A 23,310-nucleotide genomic window follows, 5' to 3' on the forward strand; every position below is an offset into this window, starting at 1 on the left:
TGCTCGCGCTGTCCTTGATCTTCTTGAGCGTGTCGGACTGGGCTTGCGCGGTGCCGACGGCCAGCAGCGCGGCGGCCAGGATCAGGGTCTTGTTCATCGGGTCTCCGTGATGAAAGCGGTGACGGGAGAGCACCGTCACCAGGGGTGCAAACGATTCTAGGCAGGCGGTCCCGGCGGTCACGTCGTGGCGGACCCGAATGGCGCCTGCGGGAAACCCTGAGCGGCGATGCACGAGTCGTGCCGTCTGCCTCGGCGATGGCCGGGATGCCCGTCCAGGCCGGGTTCAGCGGCTGACCGGCGTGCTGCGTGCGGTGCCGGCCTCGGCCTGGCGCGACTGGCTCAGGAAGTCCCACAGTGCCGTCGCGGCCGGCTTGGACTGGCGCGCGAACTCGGGGCGCTCGCGGTAGAGGCGCACCTCGATGGTGACCTCGAAGGGCGGCGCGCCGCTCTGGCTCGGGGCGGCCGGCACGAGGCGGCGGGCGCGCAGTTCCTTGCGCACCGAACTGGCCGGCAGGAAGGCCACGCCATGGCCTTCGAGGGCCATGGCCTTGAGGCCCTCGGCCATGTCGGTCTCGTAGATCGGGTCGAGGTAGAGCGGCTCGCCGGCCTGCTTGAGCAGCAGGTCGACCATGCGACCGAGGTAGGCGCCCGAGGCATAGGCCAGGTAGGGCACGCGTTCGTGGGTGCGACCGGGCAGGCGGAACAGCGGCTCGCCATCGGCATTGGCGCGGGCATAGGGCGCCAGCGTCTCGCTGCCGAGCGTGAGCATCTCGTAGCGTTCCGGATTGAGCTGCAGCGGCTGCGAGGTGTGGTGATAGGCCAGCAGCAGGTCGCAGCCGCCCTCGGTCAGCTGCAGCACCGCGTCGTGCACGTTGAAGCCGATCAGCCGGCTCTTGAACTGGCCGAAGCGCTGGCGCAGGTCCATGACCCAGTGCGGGAAGAAGCTGAAGGCCAGCGAGTGCGGCACCGCGAACTCGATCATGTCGTGATCGGCGTTCTGGTGGCTGCGCATCAGGTTGCGCGCGGCCTGCAGGGCACCCAGCACCTCCAGCGCCTGCGGCAGCAGGGTCTGGCCGGCGGGGGTCAGGCGGGTCGGGTAGGACGAGCGGTCGACCAGGTCAACGCCGGCCCAGGCCTCCAGCGCCTGGATGCGGCGCGAGAACGCCGGTTGCGTCACGTGCCGCATCTGGGCCGAGCGCGAGAAGCTGCGCGTTTCGGCCAGGCTGACGAAATCCTCGAGCCACTTGGTCTCCATGCAAGGCAGTCTAGCGGTGGGTCAGGAGGCGGCTGCTACGGGCTGACCCTGCGCGGCGCCGGGGGGGTCGAGGCCTTCCTTCGGGCTGCCGTCCAGGCTGCTCTGCTGCAGCCGCCACATGTGCGCGTAGCGGCCGTCGAGCGCCAGCAGCTCGGCATGCGTGCCGCATTCGATGACCCGTCCGGCGTCCAGCACGACGATCGCATGGGCGTCGACGATGGTGCTGAGCCGGTGCGCGATGACCAGCGCGGTCTTGCCCTGCGCGGCGCTGGCCAGCTCGGCCTGGATGGCGCGTTCGTTGGCCGAGTCGAGGGCGGAGGTGGCCTCGTCGAAGATCAGGATGGGCGGGTTCTTCAGCAGCGTGCGGGCGATCGCCACGCGCTGCTTCTCGCCGCCCGAGAGCTTCAGGCCGCGCTCGCCGACCGTCGTGCCGTAGCCCTGCGGCTGGGCCGCGATGAAGTCGTGGATGTGGGCGGCGCGGGCGGCGGCCTCGATCTCTTCCTGGCTCGATCCGGGCCGGCCGTAGCCGATGTTGTAGCCAATGCTGTCGTTGAACAGCACGGTGTCCTGCGGGACGATGCCGATGGTGCGGCGCAGGCTGGCCTGCGTCAGCTCGCGCAGGTCCTGGCCGTCGATGGTGATGCGCCCGGCGCCGGCATCGACGTCGTAGAAGCGGTAGAGCAGCCGCGCCAGCGTGCTCTTGCCCGAGCCCGAGGCGCCGACCACCGCGACGGTCTTGCCGGCCGGGATCTCGAAGCTCACGCCGTGCAGGATGCGGCGCTGCGGGTGGTAGCCGAAGTCGACGTTCTCGAAGCGCACGGTTGCGCCGCGCACCTGCAGCTCGCGCGCGCCGGGCGCATCGGCGACCTCGCGCTCGCGTTCGAGCAGGTTGAACATCTTGTCGAGGTCGGCCAGGCTCTGCTTGACCTCGCGGTAGAGCACGCCGAGGAAGTTCAGCGGCACATAGAGCTGCAGCAGCAGCGCGTTGACCATCACCAGGTCGCCCAGCGTCATGCGGCCGTCGACGACGCCCTGCGTGGCCCGCCACAGCATGGCGGCCAGGCTCGCCGCGATGATGGCCTGCTGGCCGGTGTTGAGGATGGACAGCGTGGCCTGCGACTTGATCTGCGCGCGCCGGTAGGCGTCCAGGCCCTGGTCGTAGCGGCGGGCCTCGAAGTCCTCGTTGTTGAAGTACTTGACGGTCTCGTAGTTCAGCAGCGCGTCGATGGCGCGGGTGTGGGCCTTGGAGTCCAGCTCGTTCATCTGGCGCCGGAACTGGGTGCGCCACTCGGTCACGCCGATGGTGAAGATGCCGTAGGCGATCAGCGCGGCCAGCGTGATCCAGACGAAGCCGAGGTCGAACTTGCCGCCCAGCAGGGCGAGCACCAGCACCAGCTCGACCAGCGTCGGCACGATGGTGAACAGCGAGTAGCTCACCAGCGACTGCAGCGCGCGGGTGCCGCGCTCGATGTCGCGGGTCATGCCGCCGGTCTGGCGTTCGAGGTGGAAGCGCAGGCTCAGGTCATGCAGGTGGCGGAAGGTCTCCAGCGCGATCTGGCGCGCCGCGCCGTGCGTGGCCTTGGCGAAGACCAGCTCGCGCAGCTCGGTGAACACGGTCGTCATCAGCCGCAGGCCGGCATAGGCCGCCAGCAGGCCAGCCGGGACGACCATCAGCGCGCGTGGGTCGCCGGGCTTGAGGTCGAGCGCATCGACCAGCTGCTTGAGCAGCAGCGGCACGCTGACGTTGGACACCTTGGCCGCCACCAGGCAGACCAGCGCCAGCGCGATGCGCAGCCTGTACTGCCACAGGTAGGGCGCCAGGCGCTGGAGGGTGAGCCAGTCGGTGCGGGGCTCGGCCGGTCCGCCCGATGCGGGTGGCAGGTCCATGGAACGGGCAGAACGCATCGTGGAAGAATCGCTGGAAAGGTGGATGAACGATGACCGCAGCCGCACCGCAAGACCTGCCGCCCGCCGAGGGCGGCGCACCCGGTTCGCATCAGCGCGAGCTGGTCCTGCGGGTGATGCCGATGCCGGCCGACGCCAATGGCAACGGCGACATCTTCGGGGGCTGGATCATGGCCCAGGTCGACATCGCCGGGGCGGTGCTGCCCACGCGCATCGCGCGAGGCCGCATCGCGACGGTGGCGGTGAACCAGTTCATTTTCAAGCAGCCGGTGTCGATCAGCGACCTGCTGAGCTTCTACGCCACCGTCATCCGGGTGGGCAATACCTCGGTGACGGTGCACGTGGAGGTCTATGCCGAGCGCAATCCGGAGGACCCGGAGGTGGTCAAGGTGACCGAGGCCAACCTGACCTATGTCGCCATCGACCTGGAAGGCAAGCCGCGGCAGATCCCGCCGGCGCGGCGCTGAGGCGCTGGCCTCGTCCTACCCGAGGGCTCCAAACCGGCTATCCCCCGGCTCCGCCTCGTCATCCTGCAAGGCCGCCCAGGCACTCGGCGTGAAGCCGGTGGGCAGGACCGCGCCGCGGGCCGGGTTCTGGGTCAGGTCGTATTCGATGTGGTCGGCCAGCGCCTCGGCCCAGCGCGCGTAGAGCGCGGCGTTCGGGTGGAAGCGGTCGGCGGCCAGCCAGTGGTCAACGTCCTCGGTGGTCGGGTCGAAGGGCAGCACGAAACGGCTGCGCCGGTAGGCATGGCGGACGTGGCTGCGCAGCGCGCTGTCGAGCCGGCTGGCCTGCGCACCCATCAGCCAGCGCAGTGGCTGCGGCACGAAGTGCATCAGGTCCATGCGCGGCGGCGCGCAGTGGACCGTGAAACGCACCTTGGCCCGGTGCTTGGCATGGCTGCGGATGGCGTCGAGGTTGGCCAGCCAGCGCCCCGGCGGGGTCTGCTCCAGCACGTCATTGACGCCCAGCACGGTCACCAGCACGTCGGCCTGGTCGAGCTGCTGGGAGGCCATCAGCGGCAGCGCCGTGCTCGAGGACACCCCCGTCCGCGCGGCCAGCTGCCAGCTCACGCGGGTCAGGCCCATCGAGGTCTCGGAGATGCGCCGCGACAGCGACTCGGCCAGCATCGGCGCCAGCGTCAGGGCCGGGTCGGTGACCCCCACGCCGGCCGCCGACGAGTCACCCACGATCAGCAGCCGCAGGCGCGAGAAGCCCAGCCCGGCGCCGCCGTGACTGGGTACGCCGGGTTCGGGCAGCCGCGGCGTGCTGCGCCGCAGCTGCGCCGCCTGCCAGGCCAGCAGCGGACCGGCCAGCCCCCGCACCAGTCCGACTGTGCGCGACGACGGCGGCTCGGGCGCGGCCGGCGGGCGCGGCAGTCCGACGAGGGGCGGGCGGGTGGCGGTCACGGGGGGGCGGTGGGCGGTGGACGGTGGGCGTGGCGGGACCGCGCGATCAGCTGAACTGCGAGAAGTCCGGCTTGCGCTTGTCGAAGAAGGCCTGGAAGGCCTCGCGGGCCTCCGGGCTGCGCAGGCGTTCGCCGAAGACCTTGGATTCGGCGGCGACCGCCTCGCGCACCGCCGCCTCGGTCGGCGCGCGCATCAGGCGCTTGGTGTCGCGCACCGCGCCGGGCGGCAGGCTGTTGAAGCGGGCGGCGATGCGGCGGGCATGCGGCAGCACCTCGGCGGCCGGCAGCACCGCGTTGGCCAGGCCGCACTCGACGGCCTGCTCGGCCGTGAACGGGTCGCCCAGCAGCAGCTTCTCGGCCGCGCGGGCATGGCCCATCAGGCGGGCGACGGTCAGGCTGGAGCCGAACTCGGGCACCAGGCCCAGGCCGACGAAGGGCATCGCCAGGCGGGCCTCGTCGCTGACGTAGACGAAGTCGCAGTGCAGCAGCATCGTCGTGCCGATGCCGATCGCCGGGCCGGTGACGGCGGCGATGACCGGCTTGTCGCAGTCCAGCAGCGCGCGCATGAAGACGAAGACCGGCGAGTGCTCGTCGCGCGGCGGCGCGGCCATGAAGTCCTCGAGGTCGTTGCCGGACGTGAAGATGCCTGGCTGGCCGGTGATCAGCACGGCGCGCACGCTGGCGTCGCCTTGGGCCTGCGCCAGCGCCTCGGCCAGGGCGCTGTACATCGCCATCGTCAGGGCGTTCTTCTTCTCGGGGCGTGCGATCTCGATCTGGAAGACACCGTCGAACAGGGCGGTCTTGATGCTCATGGACTCTCCGGGCAAGGGCGGCAGTTTGTCACGCTTGGGTGACGGATCTGAAAAAGGGCCGCGCCACCGAAGGGTGGAACGGCCCTGGAACACACCCGGATTTTCCCGGGTGCGGGAGGAGACGGCGTTCGGGCGGCGCGGCGACGCGCCCGGCCTCGGGTCTCAGACCCGCTCGAAGATGCCGGCGGCGCCCTGGCCGGTGCCCACGCACATGGTCAGCATGCCGTAGCGCTGCTGGCGGCGGCGCAGGCCGTGCACGACGGTGGCCGCCCGGATCGCGCCGGTGGCGCCCAGCGGATGGCCCAGCGCGATCGCGCCGCCCAGCGGGTTGACCTTGGCCGGGTCCAGTCCGACGCTGCGGATCACCGCCAGCGCCTGCGCCGCGAAGGCCTCGTTGAGCTCGACCCAGTCCAGGTCGCCGAGCTGCAGCCCGGCGCTGCGCAGCGCGGCCGGGATGGCCTCGATCGGGCCGATGCCCATGATCTCGGGCGGCACGCCCTTGCTGGCGAAGCTCACGAAGCGAGCCAGCGGCACCAGGCCGTGCTCGCGCACCGCGCGCTCGCTGGCCAGGATCAGCGCACCGGCGCCGTCGCTGGTCTGCGAGCTGTTGCCGGCCGTGACGCTGCCCAGGCCGGTGGCCTTGCCGCTCGGGTCCTTGGGCGCGGCGAAGGCCGGCCGCAGCCTGGCCAGGCCTTCGAGCGAGGTGTCGGCACGCGGGCCCTCGTCCAGGCCGACCGTTCGGCGGCGCTCGCGCACCGTGCCGCTGGCCAGGTCGGGGCTGCGCTCGACGACCTCGAAGGGCGTGATCTCGTCGCCGAACTCGCCGGCGGCCTGCGCGGCCAGCGCCTTCTGGTGCGAGGCCAGCGCGAAGGCGTCCTGATCGGCCCGGCTGACGTTCCACTGCTGCGCGACCTTCTCGGCCGTCATGCCCATGCCGTAGGCGATGCCGATGTTCTCGTCGGCCGCAAAGATCGCCGGGTTGAAGCTCGGCGTGTTGCCGCTCATCGGCACCATGCTCATGCTCTCGCAGCCGGCGGCGATCATCACGTCGGCCTCGCCGACGCGGATGCGGTCGGCGGCCATCTGCACCGCCGACAGGCCGGAGGCGCAGAAGCGGTTGACGGTGATGCCGCCGACGCTGTTCGGCAGACCGGCCAGCAGCGCCGCGACGCGCGCCACGTTCAGGCCCTGCGGGCCTTCGGGCATGGCGCAGCCCACGATGGCGTCCTCGATGGCCTTCGGGTCCAGGCTCGGCACCTGAGCCAGTGCGCCGCGCAAGGCCGCCACCAGCAGGTCATCGGGCCGGGTGCTGCGGAAGAAGCCGCGGTGCGACTTGCCGATCGGCGTGCGGCTGGCCGCGACGATGTAGGCGTCCTGAAGCTGTTTCATCTTGGGTCCTCGGTCGATTCAGTTCCGCACCGGCTTGCCGGTTTGCAGCATGCCCATGATCCGTTCCTGCGATTTCGGGTGTTCGAGCAGGCTGCAGAAGTGCTGGCGCTCCAGCGCCATCAGGTAGTCCTCGGTGACGAGGCTGCCCGCGTCGACGTCGCCGCCGCAGATCACGTGGGCGATGCGGCTGGCGATGTCGAAGTCGTGGCGGGTGATCTGTCCGCCGTCGCGCATGCCCACCAGGCTGGCCTGGATGGTGGCGATGCCGCTGCGGCCGGCGACCGGGAACAGCGCCTGGTTCGGCGCGCGCCAGTTGGCATCGGCCAGGGCCTTGGCCTGGCCGATCGCGACGTGCAGCAGCTCGTCCTTGTGGGCCACGACGATGTCGTCGTCCTGCAGGTAGCCGAGCTGGCGGGCCTCGATCGCGCTGGTGGCGACGGTGGCCATGGCGGCGGCCTGGAAGCCGTCCTTGAGGAAGGCCAGCAGGTCGGTGCCGGGCGCGGCGGCTGCCTTCTCGGCGGCACGGCGGGCGATGTAGGTCAGGCCGCCACCGCCGGGGATCAGGCCGACGCCGACCTCGACCAGGCCGACGTAGCTCTCCAGCGCCGCGACCCGGCGGGCGCAGTGCACCGCCAGCTCGCAGCCGCCGCCCAGCGCCAGGCCGCGCATCGCCGCGACCACCGGCACGCCGGCATAGCGGATGCGCAGCATCAGGTCCTGCAGCTTCTTCTCCTCGGGCGCGATGCCCTTGGCGCCGGCCTTCATGAAGACCGGCATCAGCGCCTCGAGGTTGGCACCGGCCGAGAACACGTCATCGGGCGACCAGATCACCAGGCCCTGGTAGCTCGCCTCGGCCAGCTCGACGGCCTTGCGCAGGCCCTCGGTCACGGTCGGGCTGATGAGGTGCAGCTTGCAGTCGATGCTGGCGATCAGCACCTCGCCATCGAGCGTCCAGGCGCGCAGCTCCTCGTTGCGGAAGACCTCCGTGCCGGACTTCAGCGGCGCGACCGCACCGGTGCCGACCAGCGCCTCGGGGAAGTGCTGGCGCGCATAGACCGGCAGCGCCGGACGCGGCACGAAACGGCCCTGCGCGGCCGACCACGAGCCTTCGGCCGTGTGCACGCCACCGGCCTGCGCGACCGGGCCGTCGAAGACCCAGGCCGGCAGCGGCGCGCGGCACAGCGCGGCGCCGGCCTCGATGTCGGCCTGCACCCACTGCGCCACCTGCAGCCAGCCGGCTTCCTGCCACAGCTCGAACGGGCCCTGCTTCTGGCCGAAGCCCCAGCGCATCGCGAAGTCGACCTCGCGCGCGCTGTCGGCGATGTCGGCCAGGTGCACTGCGACGTAGTGGAAGCTGTCGCGCAGGATGGCCCACAGGAACTTCGCCTGCGGGTTGCTCGACTCGCGCAGCAGCTTCAGGCGCTCGGCGGCCGGCTTCTTGAGGATGCGGTCGATCAGCGGCTCGGCCTTGGCCCCGCCGGCGACGTACTGGCCGGTGGCCGGGTCGAGCCGCAGGATGTCGCGGCCGACCTTCTTGTAGAAGCCCGCGCCGGTCTTCTGGCCCAGCGCGCCTGCGGCGATCAGGCCGGTCAGCACGGCCGGCGTCGCATAGGTCGGGTAGAACGGGTCGTCGCCGTGGCCGGGGCCGAGGTTGTCCTGCAGCGTGCGGATCACGTGGGCCATGGTGTCCAGGCCCACCACGTCGGCGGTGCGGAAGGTGCCGCTGCTGGCGCGGCCGAGCTTCTTGCCGGTGAGGTCGTCGACCAGGTCCACGCTCAGGCCCAGCGCCTGCGCCTCGTGCAGCGTCGCCAGCATGCCGGCGATGCCCACGCGGTTGGCGATGAAGTTGGGCGTGTCCTTGGCCCGCACCACGCCCTTGCCGAGCGTGCGGGTGGCGAAGGTCTCCAGCTCGTCGAGCACGTCGGCGCGGGTGTCGGCCGTCGCGATCAGCTCGACCAGCTGCATGTAGCGTGGCGGGTTGAAGAAGTGGATGCCGCAGAAGCGCGGCCGCAGCGCCTCGAGCAGCACCGAGGCCAATTGGCCGATCGACAGGCCGGAGGTGTTCGACGCCACGATCGCGCCGGGAGCGATGTGCGGCGCGACCTTCTGGTAGAGGTCCAGCTTCCAGTCCATGCGCTCGGCGATGGCCTCGATCACCAGGTCGCAGCCGGCCAGCAGGCCGAGGTCTTCCTCGTAGTTGGCGGCGCGGATGCGCGCGGCATGGGCGGCCAGGCCCAGCGGCGCGGGCTTGAGCTTCTTCAGGTTGTCGATGGCCTTCAGCGCGATGGCGCTCTTCGGGCCTTCCTTCGCGGGCAGGTCGAACAGCACGACGGGCACGCCGACGTTGACGAGGTGGGCGGCGATCTGCGCGCCCATCACGCCGGCGCCGAGCACCGCGACCTGGCGGACTTGAAATCGGGACATGGGGTCTCCTGGGGAATGCGGGGACGGGTTCGGGATCAGGTTCGGGCCGGGCGCGTCATTCGACGCGCTGCCAGGTCTGCGTGCGGCCGATCAGCGGCAGGCCGATGTAGGCGCGCAACTCCATCGTCTTGCCGTCGTTGACCAGCTTCATGCGGACCTTGTAGGTCTTGCCGTTGTTGGGGTCGAGGATCTCGCCGCCGTCCCACAGGCCGGCCTCGGACGTGCTGGCCTTGACGCCCTGCAGGATGGTCATGCCCAGCACCGGCTGGCCCTTGCGGGCATCGCTGCAGGCATCGCAGCGGGCGTCCTGCCTGGCCGGGTCGGCGACCTTCTCGACCTTGCCGCTGAAGGTGCCACCGCTGTCGCTGATGCGCACCAGCGACTTCTCGGTCCTGCCGTCGTCGTCGATCGTGCGCCACAGGCCGGCGGGCGAGGACTGGGCCAGCGCGAGGCCGCCCAGCAGGCTCATGGCCAACGTCGCTGCGATCTTCGGGATGTGCGTGTTCATCGGGGTTCTCCGCGATCGGCCGGTGATCAGAAGAGGGCCTCGTCCATCGCCATCAGCGGGCTCATGCCGCTGCGTGCGGTGCGGATCAGGCCGGCGGTCTCGGGCAGCAGCTTGGCGAAGTAGAAGCGCGCGGTGTGCAGCTTGGCGGTGTAGAAGGTGTCGCCGGACTTCTCGGCCTCGGCCTGCTTGTCCAGCGCGACCATCGCCATGCGGGCCCAGAAGTAGGCGAACACGAGGTGACCCACCACCCGCAGGTAGTCGACCGCTGCGGCGCCAACCTCGTCGGGGTTGCCGAAGGCCTTCATGCCGAGCTCGGTGGTCAGCTTGGTGACCTTGTCGCCCAGGTCGGCCAGCGGGTTGACGAACTCCTGCATGTCCTCGCGCACGCCAGCGTCCTCGACGAACTCGGTGATGCGGCGACCGAAGGCCTTGAGCTTCTTGCCGTTGTCGGCTAGCACCTTGCGGCCCAGCAGGTCCAGCGACTGGATCGTGTTGGTGCCCTCGTAGATCATGTTGATGCGGGCATCCCGCACGTACTGCTCCATGCCCCATTCGCGGATGTAGCCGTGGCCGCCGAAGACCTGCATGCAGTGCGAGGTCGCGATCCAGCCGTTGTCGGTCAGGAAGGCCTTGACGATCGGGGTCAGCAGTGCGACCTCGTCGGCGCTGGCCTTGCGCACGTCCTCGTCGGGGTGGCTCAGTTCCTGATCCAGCAGCAGCGCGGTGTGCACGCACAGCGCGCGGCCGGCCTCGGCGTAGGCGCGCGCGGTCAGCAGCATCTTGCGCACGTCGGGGTGCACGATGATCGAGTCGGCCGGCTTGTCCGGGTTCTTCGGGCCCGACAGCGCGCGCATCTGGATGCGGTCCTTCGCGTAGGCGACCGCGTTCTGGTAGGCCACCTCGGTCAGGCCCAGGCTCTGCATGCCCACGCCCAGCCGGGCCGCGTTCATCATCACGAACATCGCCGCCAGGCCCTTGTGCGGCTCGCCGACCAGCGTGCCGATGGCGCCTTCGAGCACCATCTGCGCGGTCGCGTTGCTGTGGATGCCCATCTTGTGCTCCAGGCCGCCGCAGTGGATCGCGTTGCGGGCACCCAGGCTGCCGTCGGCGTTGACCAGGAACTTGGGCACCACGAACAGCGAGATGCCCTTGCTGCCGGCCGGTGCGTCGGGCAGCCGGGCCAGCACCAGGTGGACGATGTTCTCGGTCAGGTCGTGCTCGCCGGCCGAGATGAAGATCTTGGCACCGGTGATGCGGTAGCTGCCGTCGGGCAGCGGCTCGGCGCGGGTTCGCAGCAGGCCGAGGTCGGTGCCGCAGTGCGGCTCGGTCAGGCACATCGTGCCGGTCCAGATGCCGCTGGTCAGCTTGGGCAGGTAGGTCGATTTCTGCTCGGGCGTGCCGTGCGCATGCAGGCATTCGTAGGCACCGTGCGACAGGCCGGGATACATGGTCCAGGCCTGGTTGGCGCTGTTGAGCATCTCGTAGAAGCACTGGTTCACGACGTGCGGCAGACCCTGGCCGCCGTAGGCCGGATCGCAGCTCAGTGACGGCCAGCCGCCGGCGACGTACTGCGCGTAGGCGTCCTTGTAGCCGGCGGGCGTGCGGACCTCGTGGCTGCTGCGGTCGAGCGTGCAGCCCTCGGCGTCGCCGCTCTGGTTGAGCGGGAAGACCACGCCGGCGGCGAACTTGCCGCCCTCTTCGAGCACCGCGTTGACGGTGTCGACGTCAACCTCGGCATGGACGGGCATCTGCTGGAACGCGTCGGTCACCTGGACCAGCTCGTGCAGAACGAACTGCAGGTCGCGCAGGGGCGGGTTGTAGTGGGGCATGTCGTCTCCTGAAAGGGTGGTGTGTCGGTGCGGCCGGGCGGTGGGCCTGGCCGGTTCGGTTCTGGAAGGCGGCGGCCCGTCGTCGCCGGTCGGGACGGCGGCGGGCGCGGGATTCAGCGTCGGGGCGCGGGCGCCACGACGTGGCGCGCCAGCAGGGATTCGAAGCCGCGGCGGGCGCGCTCGATCGCGCCGGGCACGCGCAGGAAGCGGGCGTCGTGGTGCAGCGCCAGGATCAGGCCGTGCATCTCGAAGGCCATCTGCTGGGCATCGGTGTCGGGCCGCAGCTCGCCGACCTCGCGGGCCAGTTCGATCGCGCGGTGCAGCGCCGTCTGCCAGGCCAGCACCATGTCGGCCAGCGCGTCGCGGACCGGGCCGGGGCGGTCGTCGAACTCGACGGCGCCGCTGATGTAGATGCAGCCGGAGTCGATTTCCACCGTGACCCGCTCGATCCAGCGGTCAAACAGCGCGCGCAGCCGCAGCACGCCGCGCGGCTGTCGGATCGCCGGGAAGAAGACCTCGTCCTCGAAGCGGCGGTGGTATTCGCGGATCACCGAGATCTGCAGCTCCTCGCGCGAGCCGAAGTGGGCGAACACGCCCGACTTGCTCATGCCCGTCACCTCGGCGAGCGTGCCGATCGACAGGCCCTCCAGCCCCTTCTGCGAGGACAGCAGCAGGGCCGCGTCCAGGATCGAGGCGCGTGTCTGCAAGCCCTTCTGCAAGGAACGGGTGCCCGACCGGGGCGCGGTGCGGGTGCTGGGTGCGGGCGGGTTGAGGGTGGTCACGATGGCTCTAAATCGAACGGTCGTGCTATTTTGTTCGAGATCCCGCATTCGGCAACCCCCGGGCTTTCTCGGAGGCCTAGAGTCTGAACTCTAGGGGGCTGCGGACGGCGGCTGCGGCGCGTCGATGGAACCGAGGAACTGGCCGACCGCGCGATGCACATCCGTGCGCTTCAGGATGCCGCGATGGCTGCTGTCGGGCAAGAGCTGTTCGGTCAGCCGGCCCGGCCAACCGGCGAAGAGGGCGCGCGACAGGCGCGGCGGGATGGTGGTGTCGAGCGCGCCGATCACCAGCAGGCAAGGGCAGCGCACGTCGGCGATGTGGCGCACGGACTCGTAGCGGTCTCGCAGCAGGCCGGTCTGGCGCGCGAGCCAGTCCAGCGCCCCCAGGCCATTGGCCACCCGTTCGCGCTCAGCCGGCTTGCGCCAGGCCAGTCCCATCCCTTCGTCGTGGAAGCACAGCACGGCATGGTCCGGCAGGTCGGCCGGCGCCCGGAAGACCGAGGTCGGATGCTCGCGGCGGCCGTTGAAGTAGATCAGCGCCGAGCGGATCGTCCGCCCGCCCCGCGGCCTTGCCAGGTGCCCGTGCAGCACCTTGCCCGACAGCGCGACCTCCACCGGCACGATGTCGTGACCCGGGCTGTCCAGCACGGCGTTCCTCTTGGGCGAGGGGAACAGCAGGTGACGCTGCCAGGCCCAGAGCAGCGCCAGGGCGGCCAGCGCGGCCACCGTCGCGGCGGAAAAGATGAGGAGCAGGTGGGTCACCGGTCGATCCAGGGCGGGCAGGGCCAGCGGAGCTGTCGAGTGTCGCGGCGGCGCGTGACGCGGGCGGGTCCAGCCGGTGGCCATGACCACGTCTTGAAGCTGACACCTTGCATGATCTATGCTTGGCTTGAGGAAACTGCCATGGACGTGCTGCAACTCGATGTATCGGGTCGCCCTCAGGCTTGGATCTCGCCGAAGGAAGCGGCCACTCTCTACGCCAGCGACGCCGTCGCCTGGACGATCGGAGAGCCGTGTCTCGTGCTGCGTGGCGGCATCCAGCGCAGCAGCGGTCTGCAGTCGCGCATCGAGCTGCACCCGATCATCGCGGTGCGCGGCGCGGTCCCCAGCCGGGCCTGGCGCTAGGCGCCGGCGCTGTCCAACCCCAAGCTGTTCGTGCGCGACAAGATGGTCTGCGCCTACTGCGGCGGCCAGTTCCACCCGGAGGACCTGACGCGCGAGCACATCGTGCCGACCTCGCGCGGCGGAGCCGACAGCTGGATGAACTGCATCACCGCCTGCCGCTCCTGCAACGGCCGCAAGGGCAGCCGGCTGGTGCACGAGGCGCGCATGGAGCTGCTCTACCTGCCCTACGTGCCCAGCCTGCACGAGGACATGATCCTGCGCGGTCGCCGCATCCTGGTCGACCAGATGGAGTTCCTGCTCGCCAGCGTGCCCAGCCACAGCCGGCTGCACGGCTGAGCCGGGCCTGCGTTGCGGATGTCATCGGGACAGGTCGGGCGCTCCCTGTCGACCATGCCACCGGCGGTCAACCGGCGGTGCCGGGTGCGGCGTTAGGATGGTCTGAATCCCGGATCCGACCGTCACCGGTCCCCTGACACCATGCACCCGACTTCTTCCTTTCTTCGTCCGCTGGTCGTGCTGTTCGCCGCGTGTGCCGCGCTGGCGCTCTCCGCCTGCAGCACCACCAGCCCGGACGTGATCCAGCCACGTGACGCGCAGCGCCTGTCCAACGTGCAGGACGCGGTCGTGCTCAACGTGCGTCCGGTCGTCGTCGAGGGCCAGCAGAGCGGCACCGGCGCGGTGGCGGGCGGCGTGGTCGGCGGCATCGCCGGTGGCACCGTGGGCGGGCGGCGCGAGAGCGCGGCGGTGGCCATCATCGGGGCGGCCGCGGGTGCGGTGATCGGCAACACCGTCGAGCGCTTCGGCACCCGCGAGGACGCGGTGGAGATCCTGATCCAGCTGACCAACGGCGACCGTCGCGCGATCGTGCAGGCCAAGGGCACCGAGAACATCGCGGCCGGCGATGCGGTCATCCTGATCAACACCGGCGGCAAGACCCGCGTGATCAAGGCGCCGCCGGTTCAGGGCCGGTGACGCTGCCCGCCGTATCCCGGCGCGGCTGACCCGAAAGCGGTGCCACCCCATGACAAAGCCGCCTGTCGGCACCACGGCGAGGTGGTGACGGCGAGGCGGCCAGGGTGTCGGAGCGGTTGACGACGCGTGCTGCGCGTCACCTCGTCACGAGGTTCAGGGCTTGGTGCTGCGCAGCTGCTCTTCCAGCTCGTTGCAGGTCGGGGCGCAGACCAGCTGGGACTTGCCCAGCAGCTTGCGGGTCTTCAGTTGCGAACGGGCGCGGTGCTTGCCGCACAGGAAACACGACATCGTGGCGGCCGAATGGGTGCCGGCCGAGCCGAACGGCGAACCGGGCGTCTTGCTCAGGTAACGCAGGCCATCGGAGTCGATGGCGGTCTTGACAGTGTCTTTGCTCATGGATGTCTTCGGTCGCGGGTGAAGGAATCGCGGCGTGAAACTTCGACCACGCGAGATTGTGGCCAGTCGACACAATAGACGAAGTTTCCGCTCACTGCTCGTGAAAGGTTGATGCGAGCCCGATGCCGGGGCGTCGGGGGTGGGGTCTGGTTGACGAACGTCAAGACCGGAGCGTGCGTCAGAGGAATCGCTCCAGCAGCCGGCGGGACGCCCTGTCCAGGCCGAAGCGGTCGCGGATGCGGAAGGCGATGCCGTGCGCGCTGGCGATCAGCAGGGCGCTGCCGTTCAGGCGCCGGATGTCTTCCTCGGCTTTCAGCACGAAAGTGGTGGCGCCGCGGTCGGTTTCAACCGTCCAGGTGCTCGGGGTCGAGAAGGTCGACACGCCGACCAGCCGCTCGATCACCGGCACGAACTCGCGCGCAGCCAGTTCGTCGGCGATCAGCGTGCGGTCCGGCTCGGGCAGCGCGTCGAGCCGGTCGATCCAGACCAGCTCGTGGCCGTCCGGGCTGACCAGCGACAGCCCGTCGTCCGGCGCGCCCAGCGGGAAGGCCCGCACCGGCACCACGCCAACGTGCGCGACGCCGTCGAGGCCGGTCCAGACCAGCCGCCCCATCGCGTTGCGGGCCAGCGTCCAGGGCTGCTTGTCGTTCGGGTGTTCCATGCTCAACCCTGTCCGGCCGGATGGGCCGCATGCACCGGCGCGGCCGGCGTGATGACCGCCGCGTCGTCGTCTTCCGCCAGCTGCTCGGTGCGGCGCGCCTGGGCTTCGTAGAGACGCCAGTAAGCGCCCTGGCGGGCCATGAGCTCGTCGTGCGGGCCGACCTCGACGATCTGGCCGCGGTCCATCACGACCAGCCGATCGGCCTTGCGCAGCGTCGACAGGCGGTGCGCGATCGCGATGGTGGTGCGGCCGAGCACGAGGTTGTCCAGCGCCTTCTGGATCTCCTTCTCGGTCTCGGTATCGACCGCCGATGTGGCCTCGTCGAGGATCAGGATCTTCGGGTCGATCAGCAACGCGCGGGCGATCGAGATGCGCTGGCGCTCACCGCCCGACAGGCCTTGGCCCCGCTCGCCGACCAGCGAGTCGTAGCCGTGCGGCAGGCGCAGGATGAACTCGTGCGCGTGGGCCGCACGGGCAGCGGCGACGATTTCCGCGCGGGTGGCGTCGGGCCGGCCGTAGGCGATGTTCTCGGCGATCGTGCCGAAGAACAGGAAGGGCTCCTGCAGCACCAGGCCGATGTGGCGGCGGTAGTCGGCCACGCGGTAGCGGCGCAGGTCGTTGCCGTCGACCCGGATGGCGCCCTCGGTGACGTCGTAGAAGCGGCAGATCAGGTTGACCAGCGTGCTCTTGCCCGAGCCGCTGTGGCCGACCAGGCCGATCATCTCGCCCGGCCGGATGTCGAGGTCCAGCCCGCGGATCACCGCCCGGTTGCCGTAGCGGAAGCCGACGTTGCGCAGCTCGATGCGGCCTTCCGGCTTGTCGTAGGGCTGCGGCTGGGCGGGGTCCGGCACGTTGGAGACGTGGTCGAGGATGTCGAAGATGCGCTTGGCGCCGGCCGCCGCCTTCTGGGTCACCGAGACGATGCGGCTCATCGAGTCGAGCCGGCCATAGAAGCGGCCGATGTAGGCCAGGAAGGCGGTCAGCACGCCGACGGTGATCTCGCTGCCGGCGACCAGCCAGATGCCGAAACCCCAGACCACCAGCAGGCCGATCTCGGTCATCAGCGAGACGGTCGGCGAGAACAGGCTCCAGGTCCGGTTGAGCTTGTCGTTGACGGCCAGGTTGTGCGCATTGGCGTCGCGGAAGCGCTGGGCCTCCCGGCCCTCCTGGGCAAAGGCCTTGACCACGCGGATCCCGGGGATGGTGTCGGCCAGCACGCTGGTGACCTCCGACCAGACCCGGTCGATCTTCTCGAAGCCGGTGCGCAGGCGGTCGCGCACGATGTGGATCAGCCAGCCGATGAAGGGCAGCGGCAGCAGCGTGACCAGCGCCAGCAGCGGGTTGATCGAGAAGAGGATGAGCGCGGTCATCGCGATCATCAGCACGTCGGTGGCGAAGTCCAGCGCGTGCAGCGACAGGAAGACGTTGATGCGGTCGGTCTCGCTGCCGATGCGCGACATCAGGTCGCCGGTGCGCTTGCCGCCGAAGTAGTCCAGCGACAGTCTCAGCAGGTGCTCGAAGGTGGTGGTGCGCAGGTCCGCGCCGATGCGCTCGGAGACCAGCGCCAGCAGGTAGGTGCGGGCCCAGCCCAGGCCCCAGGCGGCCAGCGCGGCGGCCAGCAGGCCTCCGAGGTACATCGCCACCACCGAGATGTCGATGTGCTGGCCGTTCTGGTAGGGGATCAGCACCTCGTCCATCAGCGGCATGGTCAGGTAGGGCGGCACCAGCGTCGCGGCGGTCGAGGCCAGCGTCAGCAGGAAGCCGACCAGCAAGCGGCCCTGGTAGGGCCGCGCGAAGCGGGCCAGCCGCAGCAACACCCAGGTCGACGGCGGCGTCTGCAGCTCGCGCTCGCAGACCGGGCAGGACTCGCTGTCCTCGGGCAGCGGCGCCGCGCAGGTCGGGCAGGTGCCTGCTTCCTCGCGCACCAGCCGCGACTGCAGCGGCGCACCCGCGTCGCCCTGGGCCAGCTCGGCCTGGCGGCGCTCGAACTGGTCCAGCAGGCGGGAGGCCTGGGCATGCAGGCCGAGCGTGAAGCGCCAGTGGGCCAGCACGCGGTGCGGGTCGTGCAATTCCAGCAGGCCGACGCCGCCGTGGTCGCTCAGGCGCAGCGACAGGCCGGTGTCGATCGGCCAGGACTGCCAGTCGGCGTCCGGCCCGACGCGGGCATGCAGTGTGCGGCTGCCCAGCACGAGCTGGCCAGCGGTGAAGCGCATCCGGGCATCGAGGTCAACCTGCAGCGTCGCCAGGGCGTTCTCGTCTGCAGCCAGCGGCGCGGCCGGGCGGAGGTCCGGGGCGCTCGCCGCAGGTCGCGACGACGACGAATCTGACGGGACGGTGTGGGATGGATGCATGGTGGGAGGAAGTGAACCCTCGATTTTCTCCGAAGCAGGGACAACGGCCCAGCGCCTCGTCTCGCCGACGTCAGCCCAGGTGATGGGGAGCGACGCACAATCGCCCTCTGTCCGGGTTCCCGACCCCTCTCAGCCCAGCGCGTCAGCCGCGCCAGAACGAGCCGACCTCCGCGGCGGCCTCTCCTGAACATGAGCCTCAAAGAAGACATCAAGCTGTTGCGCATCAACTACCTGCGCGGCCCCAACGTCTGGACCTACCGCCCGGTGCTCGAGGTCTGGCTCGATCTGGGCGAGCTGGAAGACCACCCGTCCAACAAGCTGCCCGGCTTCAACGACCGGCTCACGGCGATGCTGCCGGCACTGGTCGAGCACCACTGCGGCGTCGGTGAGCGTGGTGGCTTCCTGCAGCGGCTGGTCGAGGGCACCTGGGCCGGACACGTGCTGGAGCACGTCGTCATCGAGCTGCTCAACCTGGCGGGCATGCCCACCGGCTTCGGCCAGACCCGCAGCACCTCGCGGCATGGGGTCTACCGGATGGTGTTCCGGGCCCGCGACGAGCAGGTCGCCCGCACCGCGCTCGCCTGCGGTCACGCGCTGATCATGGCGGCGATCAACGACCAGCCGTTCGACGTGCCCAAGGCGGTCGAGCAGATCCGCGAGCGCATCGACGAGTGCTACCTCGGCCCGAGCACCGCCTGCATCGTGTCGGCGGCGACCGACCGGCAGATCCCGCACATCCGCCTGAACGACGGCAACCTGGTGCAGCTCGGCTACGGCCGCGCCCAGCGCCGCATCTGGACCGCCGAGACCGACAAGACCAGCGCCATCGCCGAGGGCATCGCCGGTGACAAGGACCTGACCAAGTCGCTGCTGAAAGCGGTCGGCGTGCCGGTGCCCGAGGGCGAGGTGGCCAAGGATCCGGCCCATGCCTGGGAGATCGCGCAGGACCTGGGCCTGCCGGTGGTGGTCAAGCCGACCGACGCCAACCATGGCCGCGGGGTCAGCCTGGAGCTGAGCACGCAGGCCGAGGTCGAGGCCGCCTGGGGCATCGCCGACGCCGAAGGCAGCGAGGTCATCGTCGAGCGCTACATCCGTGGCGACGAGCATCGCCTGCTGGTCGTCGCCGGCCAGGTGGTCGCCGCCGCCCGGGGCGAAAGCCTGTGGATCCACGGCGACGGCGTGTCGACCGTGCTGCAGCTGATCGACAGCCAGCTCAACACCGACCCGCGCCGCGGCGAGGCCGAGGAGTTCCCGCTCGAGACCATCAAGCTCGACCGCGAGCCGGTCATCCGCCTGCTGCTGGAGCGCCAGGGCCTGGACGGCGACTCGATCCCGGCGGCTGGCCGGCGCGTGCTGATTCAGCGCAACGGCAACGTCGCGATCGACTGCACCGATGCCGTGCATCCGGAGGTCGCCCACGCCGTCGGCCTGGCCGCCCGCGTGGTCGGCCTGGACATCGCCGGCATCGACCTGGTGGCCGAGGACGTCTCGCGTCCGCTGCACGAGCAGGGCGGCGCGATCGTCGAGGTCAACGCCGGCCCCGGCCTGCTGATGCACCTGAAGCCGGCGGTCGGCACGCCGCGCCCGGTCGGCCAGGCCATCGTCAACCACCTGTTCGACGAGGCCAGCAGCGGCCGCGTGCCCATCGTCGGCATCGCCGGCCGGCGCGACACCCACCGCATCGCGCGGCTGGTCGCGTGGCTGGCGCACCTGGGCGGACGCCGCACCGGCCTGGCCTGCCGCGACGGCCTGTTCCTGGGCACCCGCGCGGTCGAGCGCAAGCCCAGCGCCCACTTCGACGCCGCGCTGCGCCTGCTGATGAACCGCGAGGTCGACGCCGTCGTGCTCGAGAACGGCCCGGAAAGCATCCTGCAGGACGGCCTGGCCTACGACCGCTGCCAGGTCGGCGTCGTCACCGACATGGACGGCGCCGACACCCTGGGCGCGCACGACATCGCCAGCCCCGACCAGATGCCGCGCGTGCTGCGCACCCAGATCGACGTGGTGCTGTCCGATGGCGTGGGCGTGCTCAACGCCGACCATTCCGAGGTCGCCGAACTGGCCCGGCTGTGCGACGGCGAGGTGCTGCTCTACGCCAGCACGCACGACAACCCCGCACTGGCCGCGCAGCGGTCCCAGGGCGGACGCAGCGTCTGCGCCCGCGACGGCCGCATCGTGCTGGCCAACGGCACGGCCGAGGTCTTCGGCCTGCCGCTGCACAACCCGCGCCGCGCCAGCCTGGGGCTGGGCACCGAGGTGCTGCTGGCGGCGGTCGCCACCGCCTGGGCGATGGGCATCTCGCCCGAGCTGATCGCCGCCGGCATCGAGACCTTCGAACCGGGCGCCGCACGCTGACGCGTGCGGCCGCCGACCTCCGATCCACGCATCCCCTCCGAATCGATGGAACTCACCCGCATCCGGGCCCTGCGCGGGCCCAACCTCTGGAGCCGCCACACCGCCGTCGAGACGATCGTGCGCTGCGAGCCCGATGAACGCGACATCAGCCGGCTGAGCGGATTCGAGACCCGGCTGCGGGCGCTCTTCCCGGCGCTCGGTGCGATGCCGGCGAGCAGCCAGGCGGGACCGCGCTCGCTGGCCCACGTGCTGGAGCTGGTGACGCTGACGCTGCAGACCGAGGCCGGCTGCCCGGTGACCTTCAGCCGCACCTCGGCAACGGTCGAGGCCGGCGTCTACCAGGTCGTGGTCGAGTACAGCGAGGAAGCGGTCGGCAAGCTGGCGCTGGAACTCGCCGAGCAACTGCTCAACGCCGCGCTGTCCAGCGAGGCCGCGAGCGCCGGCTTCGAGCTCGATGCCGCCGTGGCCCGGCTGCGCGAGATCGACGAGGACGTGCGCCTCGGCCCGAGCACGGGCTCGATCGTCAACGCCGCCGCCGCGCGCGGCATCCCCTGGCGTCGCCTGACCCAGGGCAGCCTGGTGCAGTTTGGCTGGGGCTCGTCGCTGCGCCGCATCTGGGCCGCCGAGGTCGATTCGACCAGCGCCGTGTCCGAATCGATCGCGCAGGACAAGGACCTGAGCAAGCGCCTGCTGGCCGCCGCCGGCGTGCCGGTGCCGGTCGGCCGCCCGGTGTCCAGCCCCGACGAGGCCTGGGCCGTGGCCGAGGAGATCGGCCTGCCGGTCGTGCTCAAGCCGCAGGACGGCAACCAGGGCAAGGGCGTGACGGTCAACATCATGGACCGCGCCAGCCTGGACATCGCCTACGCCGCCGCTGCCGAGATCGGCGAGGTTATGGTCGAGAAGTTCCTGCCCGGCAGCGACTACCGCATGCTGGTGGTCGGCAACCAGCTGGTTGCCGCCGCCCGGCGCGACCCGCCGCATGTCAACGGCGACGGCGTTCACACGGTGCGCGAGCTGGTCGACCAGGTCAACGCCGACCCGCGCCGCGGTGACGGCCATGCGACCTCGCTGACCAAGATCCGCTTCGACGAGATCGCGGTTGCGCGGCTGGCGCTGCAGGGCCTGACGCCCGAGAGCGTGCCGCCCAAGGGCCAGCGGGTGATCCTGCGCAACAACGCCAACCTGAGCACCGGCGGCACCGCCACCGACGTGACCGACGACGTCCATCCCGAGGTTGCCGCGCGCGCCGTGGCGGCCGCGCAGATGATCGGCCTGGACATCTGCGGCGTCGACGTGGTGTGCGAGAGCGTGCTGCGCCCGATGGAGGAACAGAGCGGCGGCGTGGTCGAGGTCAACGCCGCGCCTGGCCTGCGCATGCACCTGTCGCCGTCCTACGGCAAGGGCCGCAACGTCGGCGAGGCCGTCATCAACCACCTGTTCGGCCCGGTTGGCCACGGCAGCGACGGCCGCATCCCGGTCATCGCCGTGACCGGCACCAACGGCAAGACCACGGTGACCCGCCTGACCGCGCACATCCTGGCCAGCAGCGGCCTGCGCACCGGCATGACCAACACCGACGGCGTCTACGTCAACGGGCGCCAGATCGACAGCGGAGACTGCTCCGGCCCCAAGAGCGCCCGCAACGTGCTGATGCACCCGGAGGTCGACGCGGCCGTGTTCGAGACCGCCCGTGGCGGCGTGCTGCGCGAGGGCCTGGGCTTCGACCGCTGCCAGGTCGCGGTGGTGACCAACCTCGGCGCCGGCGATCACCTGGGCCTGAACTACATCACCACGGTCGAGGACCTGGCGGTGCTCAAGCGCGTGATCGTCCAGAACGTCGCGCCGACCGGCTATGCCGTGCTCAACGCGGCGGACCCGATCACCGCCGCGATGGCCTCGGTCTGCCCCGGACAGGTCATCTACTTCGCGGCCGACCGCCAGCATCCGGTGATGGCCACGCACCGGGCGCAGGGCAAGCGCTGCGTCTACATCGACGCCGACAACCTGGTCGCCGCCGAAGGTGCCTGGCGCGAGCTGATCCCGCTGCGCGACATTCCGCTGACCCGTGGCGGCGCGATCGGCTTCCAGGTCGAGAACGCGATGGCCTCGGTGGCCGCCGCCTGGGGCATCGGGCTGGACTGGGCCGCGATCCGCAGCGGCCTGGCCAGCTTCGTCAACGACGCCGACAACGCGCCCGGCCGCTTCAACGTGCTGGATCACCGGGGCGCCACCGTCATCGCCGACTACGGCCACAACCCCGACGCGATGCGCGCGCTGGTCTCGGCCGTCGAGGCCATGCCGGCGCGCCGGCGCTCGGTGGTCATCAGCGGTGCCGGCGACCGGCGCGACGAGGACATCCGCGAGCAGACCCAGATCCTCGGCGCGGCCTTCGACGAGGTGATCCTCTACCAGGACGCCTGCCAGCGCGGCCGCGAGGACGGCGAGGTCCTGCGCCTGTTGCGCGAGGGCCTGGTGGGCGCGCCCCGCACCGGCCAGGTCGACGAGATCTACGGCGAGTTCGTCGCCATCGACACCGCGCTGGATCGGCTCGAACCGGGCGACCTCTGCCTCGTGCTGGTCGACCAGGTCGAGGAGGCACTGGCCCACCTCAAGCAGCGCATCGCGGGCGGTGCGCCGGCGCCGCTGCAGACACCGCCGCAGGCGGCCTGATCAGCGCACGGCCCAGGTCCGCCCGAGCAGGGCGACCGCATAGACCGCGACGCCCAGGCCCAGGTTGACGCTCACCAGCATGCGGATGCGGGCCAGTGCCGCGCCGCCGGCCGGCCAGTCCTGGCGGTCCACGGCGGCGCGCAGGCGCGGCATCGCCTGGTGCGCGACCAGGCCGTAGAGCAGCGTCATCGCCAGGCCCAGCGCCAGCATCAGGTGGACGTGGCGCAGCACCACCGCCATGCCACCGGCCACCTCGATCATCCCCAGGCCCGATGCCCAGACCGCCAGCACGGCCAGCACCACGCCGCGCAGGAAGCGGCGCAGCGTGTCGGCCATCAGCGGCAGGCGTTGCGGCGCTGCCAGCGTGGCGACGGCGGCGGGCCGCACGCAGAACAGCATCACCGCCATGCCACCGACCCAGAAGGTCGCGGCGAGCAGGTGGACGAGCAGCAGGATCGGGTAGGTCCACAT

The 23,310-nt window shown here is 70.8% G+C and carries 18 protein-coding genes and 1 pseudogene; 5 read left to right on the forward strand and 14 right to left on the reverse strand.

Annotation, left to right across the window (positions count from 1 at the left end; all coding sequences use genetic code 11):
• Positions 1-283: 283 nt before the first annotated feature.
• Together Q8X39_RS10380 and Q8X39_RS10385 are read right to left on the reverse strand one after the other, a co-directional pair.
• Entirely contained in the window at positions 284-1,255 is a 972-nt protein-coding gene (locus Q8X39_RS10380; RefSeq protein ID WP_305749600.1) for a LysR substrate-binding domain-containing protein, read from the reverse strand.
• A gap of 21 nt (positions 1,256-1,276) precedes the next feature.
• On the reverse strand, positions 1,277-3,160 hold the full coding sequence (locus tag Q8X39_RS10385) for an ABCB family ABC transporter ATP-binding protein/permease (RefSeq protein WP_305749601.1): 1,884 nt from the start codon (positions 3,158-3,160) through the stop codon (positions 1,277-1,279).
• 32 nt (positions 3,161-3,192) lie between these two features.
• On the opposite strand from Q8X39_RS10385, the gene Q8X39_RS10390 reads away from it, so the two are divergent.
• Entirely contained in the window at positions 3,193-3,627 is a 435-nt protein-coding gene (locus Q8X39_RS10390) for an acyl-CoA thioesterase (RefSeq protein ID WP_407068000.1), read from the forward strand.
• 15 nt (positions 3,628-3,642) lie between these two features.
• On the opposite strand, the gene Q8X39_RS10395 is transcribed toward Q8X39_RS10390, so the two are convergent.
• The 8 genes from Q8X39_RS10395 to Q8X39_RS10430 form a co-directional block, all read right to left on the reverse strand.
• Positions 3,643-4,566, reverse strand: coding sequence for an SGNH/GDSL hydrolase family protein (locus Q8X39_RS10395; protein WP_305749602.1), 924 nt, complete (start codon positions 4,564-4,566; stop codon positions 3,643-3,645).
• A 46-nt stretch (positions 4,567-4,612) separates the two neighbouring features.
• Positions 4,613-5,377 (reverse strand): enoyl-CoA hydratase, encoded by a 765-nt coding sequence (locus tag Q8X39_RS10400; RefSeq protein ID WP_305749603.1) that lies wholly within the window; start codon positions 5,375-5,377, stop codon positions 4,613-4,615.
• A gap of 162 nt (positions 5,378-5,539) precedes the next feature.
• Positions 5,540-6,766, reverse strand: coding sequence for an acetyl-CoA C-acyltransferase (locus Q8X39_RS10405; protein ID WP_305749604.1), 1,227 nt, complete (start codon positions 6,764-6,766; stop codon positions 5,540-5,542).
• Positions 6,767-6,784: 18 nt separating this feature from the next.
• Positions 6,785-9,190 carry a 3-hydroxyacyl-CoA dehydrogenase/enoyl-CoA hydratase family protein gene (locus tag Q8X39_RS10410; protein ID WP_305749605.1) on the reverse strand — a complete coding sequence of 802 codons (2,406 nt, stop codon included), beginning with the start codon at positions 9,188-9,190 and terminating at the stop codon, positions 6,785-6,787.
• 55 nt (positions 9,191-9,245) lie between these two features.
• Positions 9,246-9,698 (reverse strand): DUF2147 domain-containing protein, encoded by a 453-nt coding sequence (locus Q8X39_RS10415; RefSeq protein WP_305749606.1) that lies wholly within the window; start codon positions 9,696-9,698, stop codon positions 9,246-9,248.
• 26 nt (positions 9,699-9,724) lie between these two features.
• Positions 9,725-11,527 carry an acyl-CoA dehydrogenase C-terminal domain-containing protein gene (locus Q8X39_RS10420; protein WP_305749607.1) on the reverse strand — a complete coding sequence of 601 codons (1,803 nt, stop codon included), beginning with the start codon at positions 11,525-11,527 and terminating at the stop codon, positions 9,725-9,727.
• A gap of 113 nt (positions 11,528-11,640) precedes the next feature.
• Complete coding sequence (locus tag Q8X39_RS10425; protein WP_305749608.1) at positions 11,641-12,357, reverse strand: TetR/AcrR family transcriptional regulator; 717 nt, start codon at positions 12,355-12,357, stop codon at positions 11,641-11,643.
• 42 nt (positions 12,358-12,399) lie between these two features.
• Complete coding sequence (locus tag Q8X39_RS10430; RefSeq protein ID WP_305749609.1) at positions 12,400-13,071, reverse strand: alpha/beta fold hydrolase; 672 nt, start codon at positions 13,069-13,071, stop codon at positions 12,400-12,402.
• A gap of 141 nt (positions 13,072-13,212) precedes the next feature.
• On the opposite strand from Q8X39_RS10430, the pseudogene Q8X39_RS10435 reads away from it, so the two are divergent.
• Together Q8X39_RS10435 and Q8X39_RS10440 are read left to right on the forward strand one after the other, a co-directional pair.
• Positions 13,213-13,770 (forward strand): annotated as a pseudogene (locus Q8X39_RS10435) (HNH endonuclease).
• Positions 13,771-13,911: 141 nt separating this feature from the next.
• Entirely contained in the window at positions 13,912-14,406 is a 495-nt protein-coding gene (locus Q8X39_RS10440) for a glycine zipper 2TM domain-containing protein (RefSeq protein WP_305749610.1), read from the forward strand.
• A gap of 153 nt (positions 14,407-14,559) precedes the next feature.
• Here Q8X39_RS10440 and Q8X39_RS10445 read toward each other — a convergent pair whose 3' ends face one another.
• From Q8X39_RS10445 to Q8X39_RS10455, 3 genes are all read right to left on the reverse strand, one after another.
• Entirely contained in the window at positions 14,560-14,802 is a 243-nt protein-coding gene (locus tag Q8X39_RS10445; RefSeq protein WP_305749611.1) for a hypothetical protein, read from the reverse strand.
• Between the two features lie 178 nt (positions 14,803-14,980).
• On the reverse strand, positions 14,981-15,463 hold the full coding sequence (locus tag Q8X39_RS10450; RefSeq protein ID WP_305749612.1) for a cyanophycin metabolism-associated DUF1854 family protein: 483 nt from the start codon (positions 15,461-15,463) through the stop codon (positions 14,981-14,983).
• Between the two features lie 2 nt (positions 15,464-15,465).
• Positions 15,466-17,814, reverse strand: coding sequence for a cyanophycin metabolism-associated ABC transporter (locus Q8X39_RS10455; RefSeq protein WP_305749613.1), 2,349 nt, complete (start codon positions 17,812-17,814; stop codon positions 15,466-15,468).
• A gap of 189 nt (positions 17,815-18,003) precedes the next feature.
• Here Q8X39_RS10455 and Q8X39_RS10460 point away from each other — a divergent pair, with 189 nt between their 5' ends.
• Together Q8X39_RS10460 and cphA are read left to right on the forward strand one after the other, a co-directional pair.
• Positions 18,004-20,169, forward strand: a complete 2,166-nt coding sequence (locus tag Q8X39_RS10460; RefSeq protein WP_305749614.1) for a cyanophycin synthetase — start codon at positions 18,004-18,006, stop codon at positions 20,167-20,169.
• Positions 20,170-20,214: 45 nt separating this feature from the next.
• A complete protein-coding gene (gene cphA, locus Q8X39_RS10465) occupies positions 20,215-22,839 on the forward strand; it encodes a cyanophycin synthetase (protein WP_305749615.1) in 2,625 nt (874 codons plus the stop codon).
• Here cphA and Q8X39_RS10470 read toward each other — a convergent pair whose 3' ends face one another.
• The gene (locus Q8X39_RS10470) at positions 22,840-23,310 is read right to left on the reverse strand and encodes a CopD family protein (RefSeq protein ID WP_305749616.1); all 471 of its coding nucleotides are present in this window, start codon (positions 23,308-23,310) and stop codon (positions 22,840-22,842) included. It abuts the gene before it with no gap.

Source organism: Leptothrix discophora (genome assembly GCF_030705305.1).
Classification (GTDB): Bacteria; Pseudomonadota; Gammaproteobacteria; order Burkholderiales; family Burkholderiaceae_C; genus Sphaerotilus; species Sphaerotilus discophorus.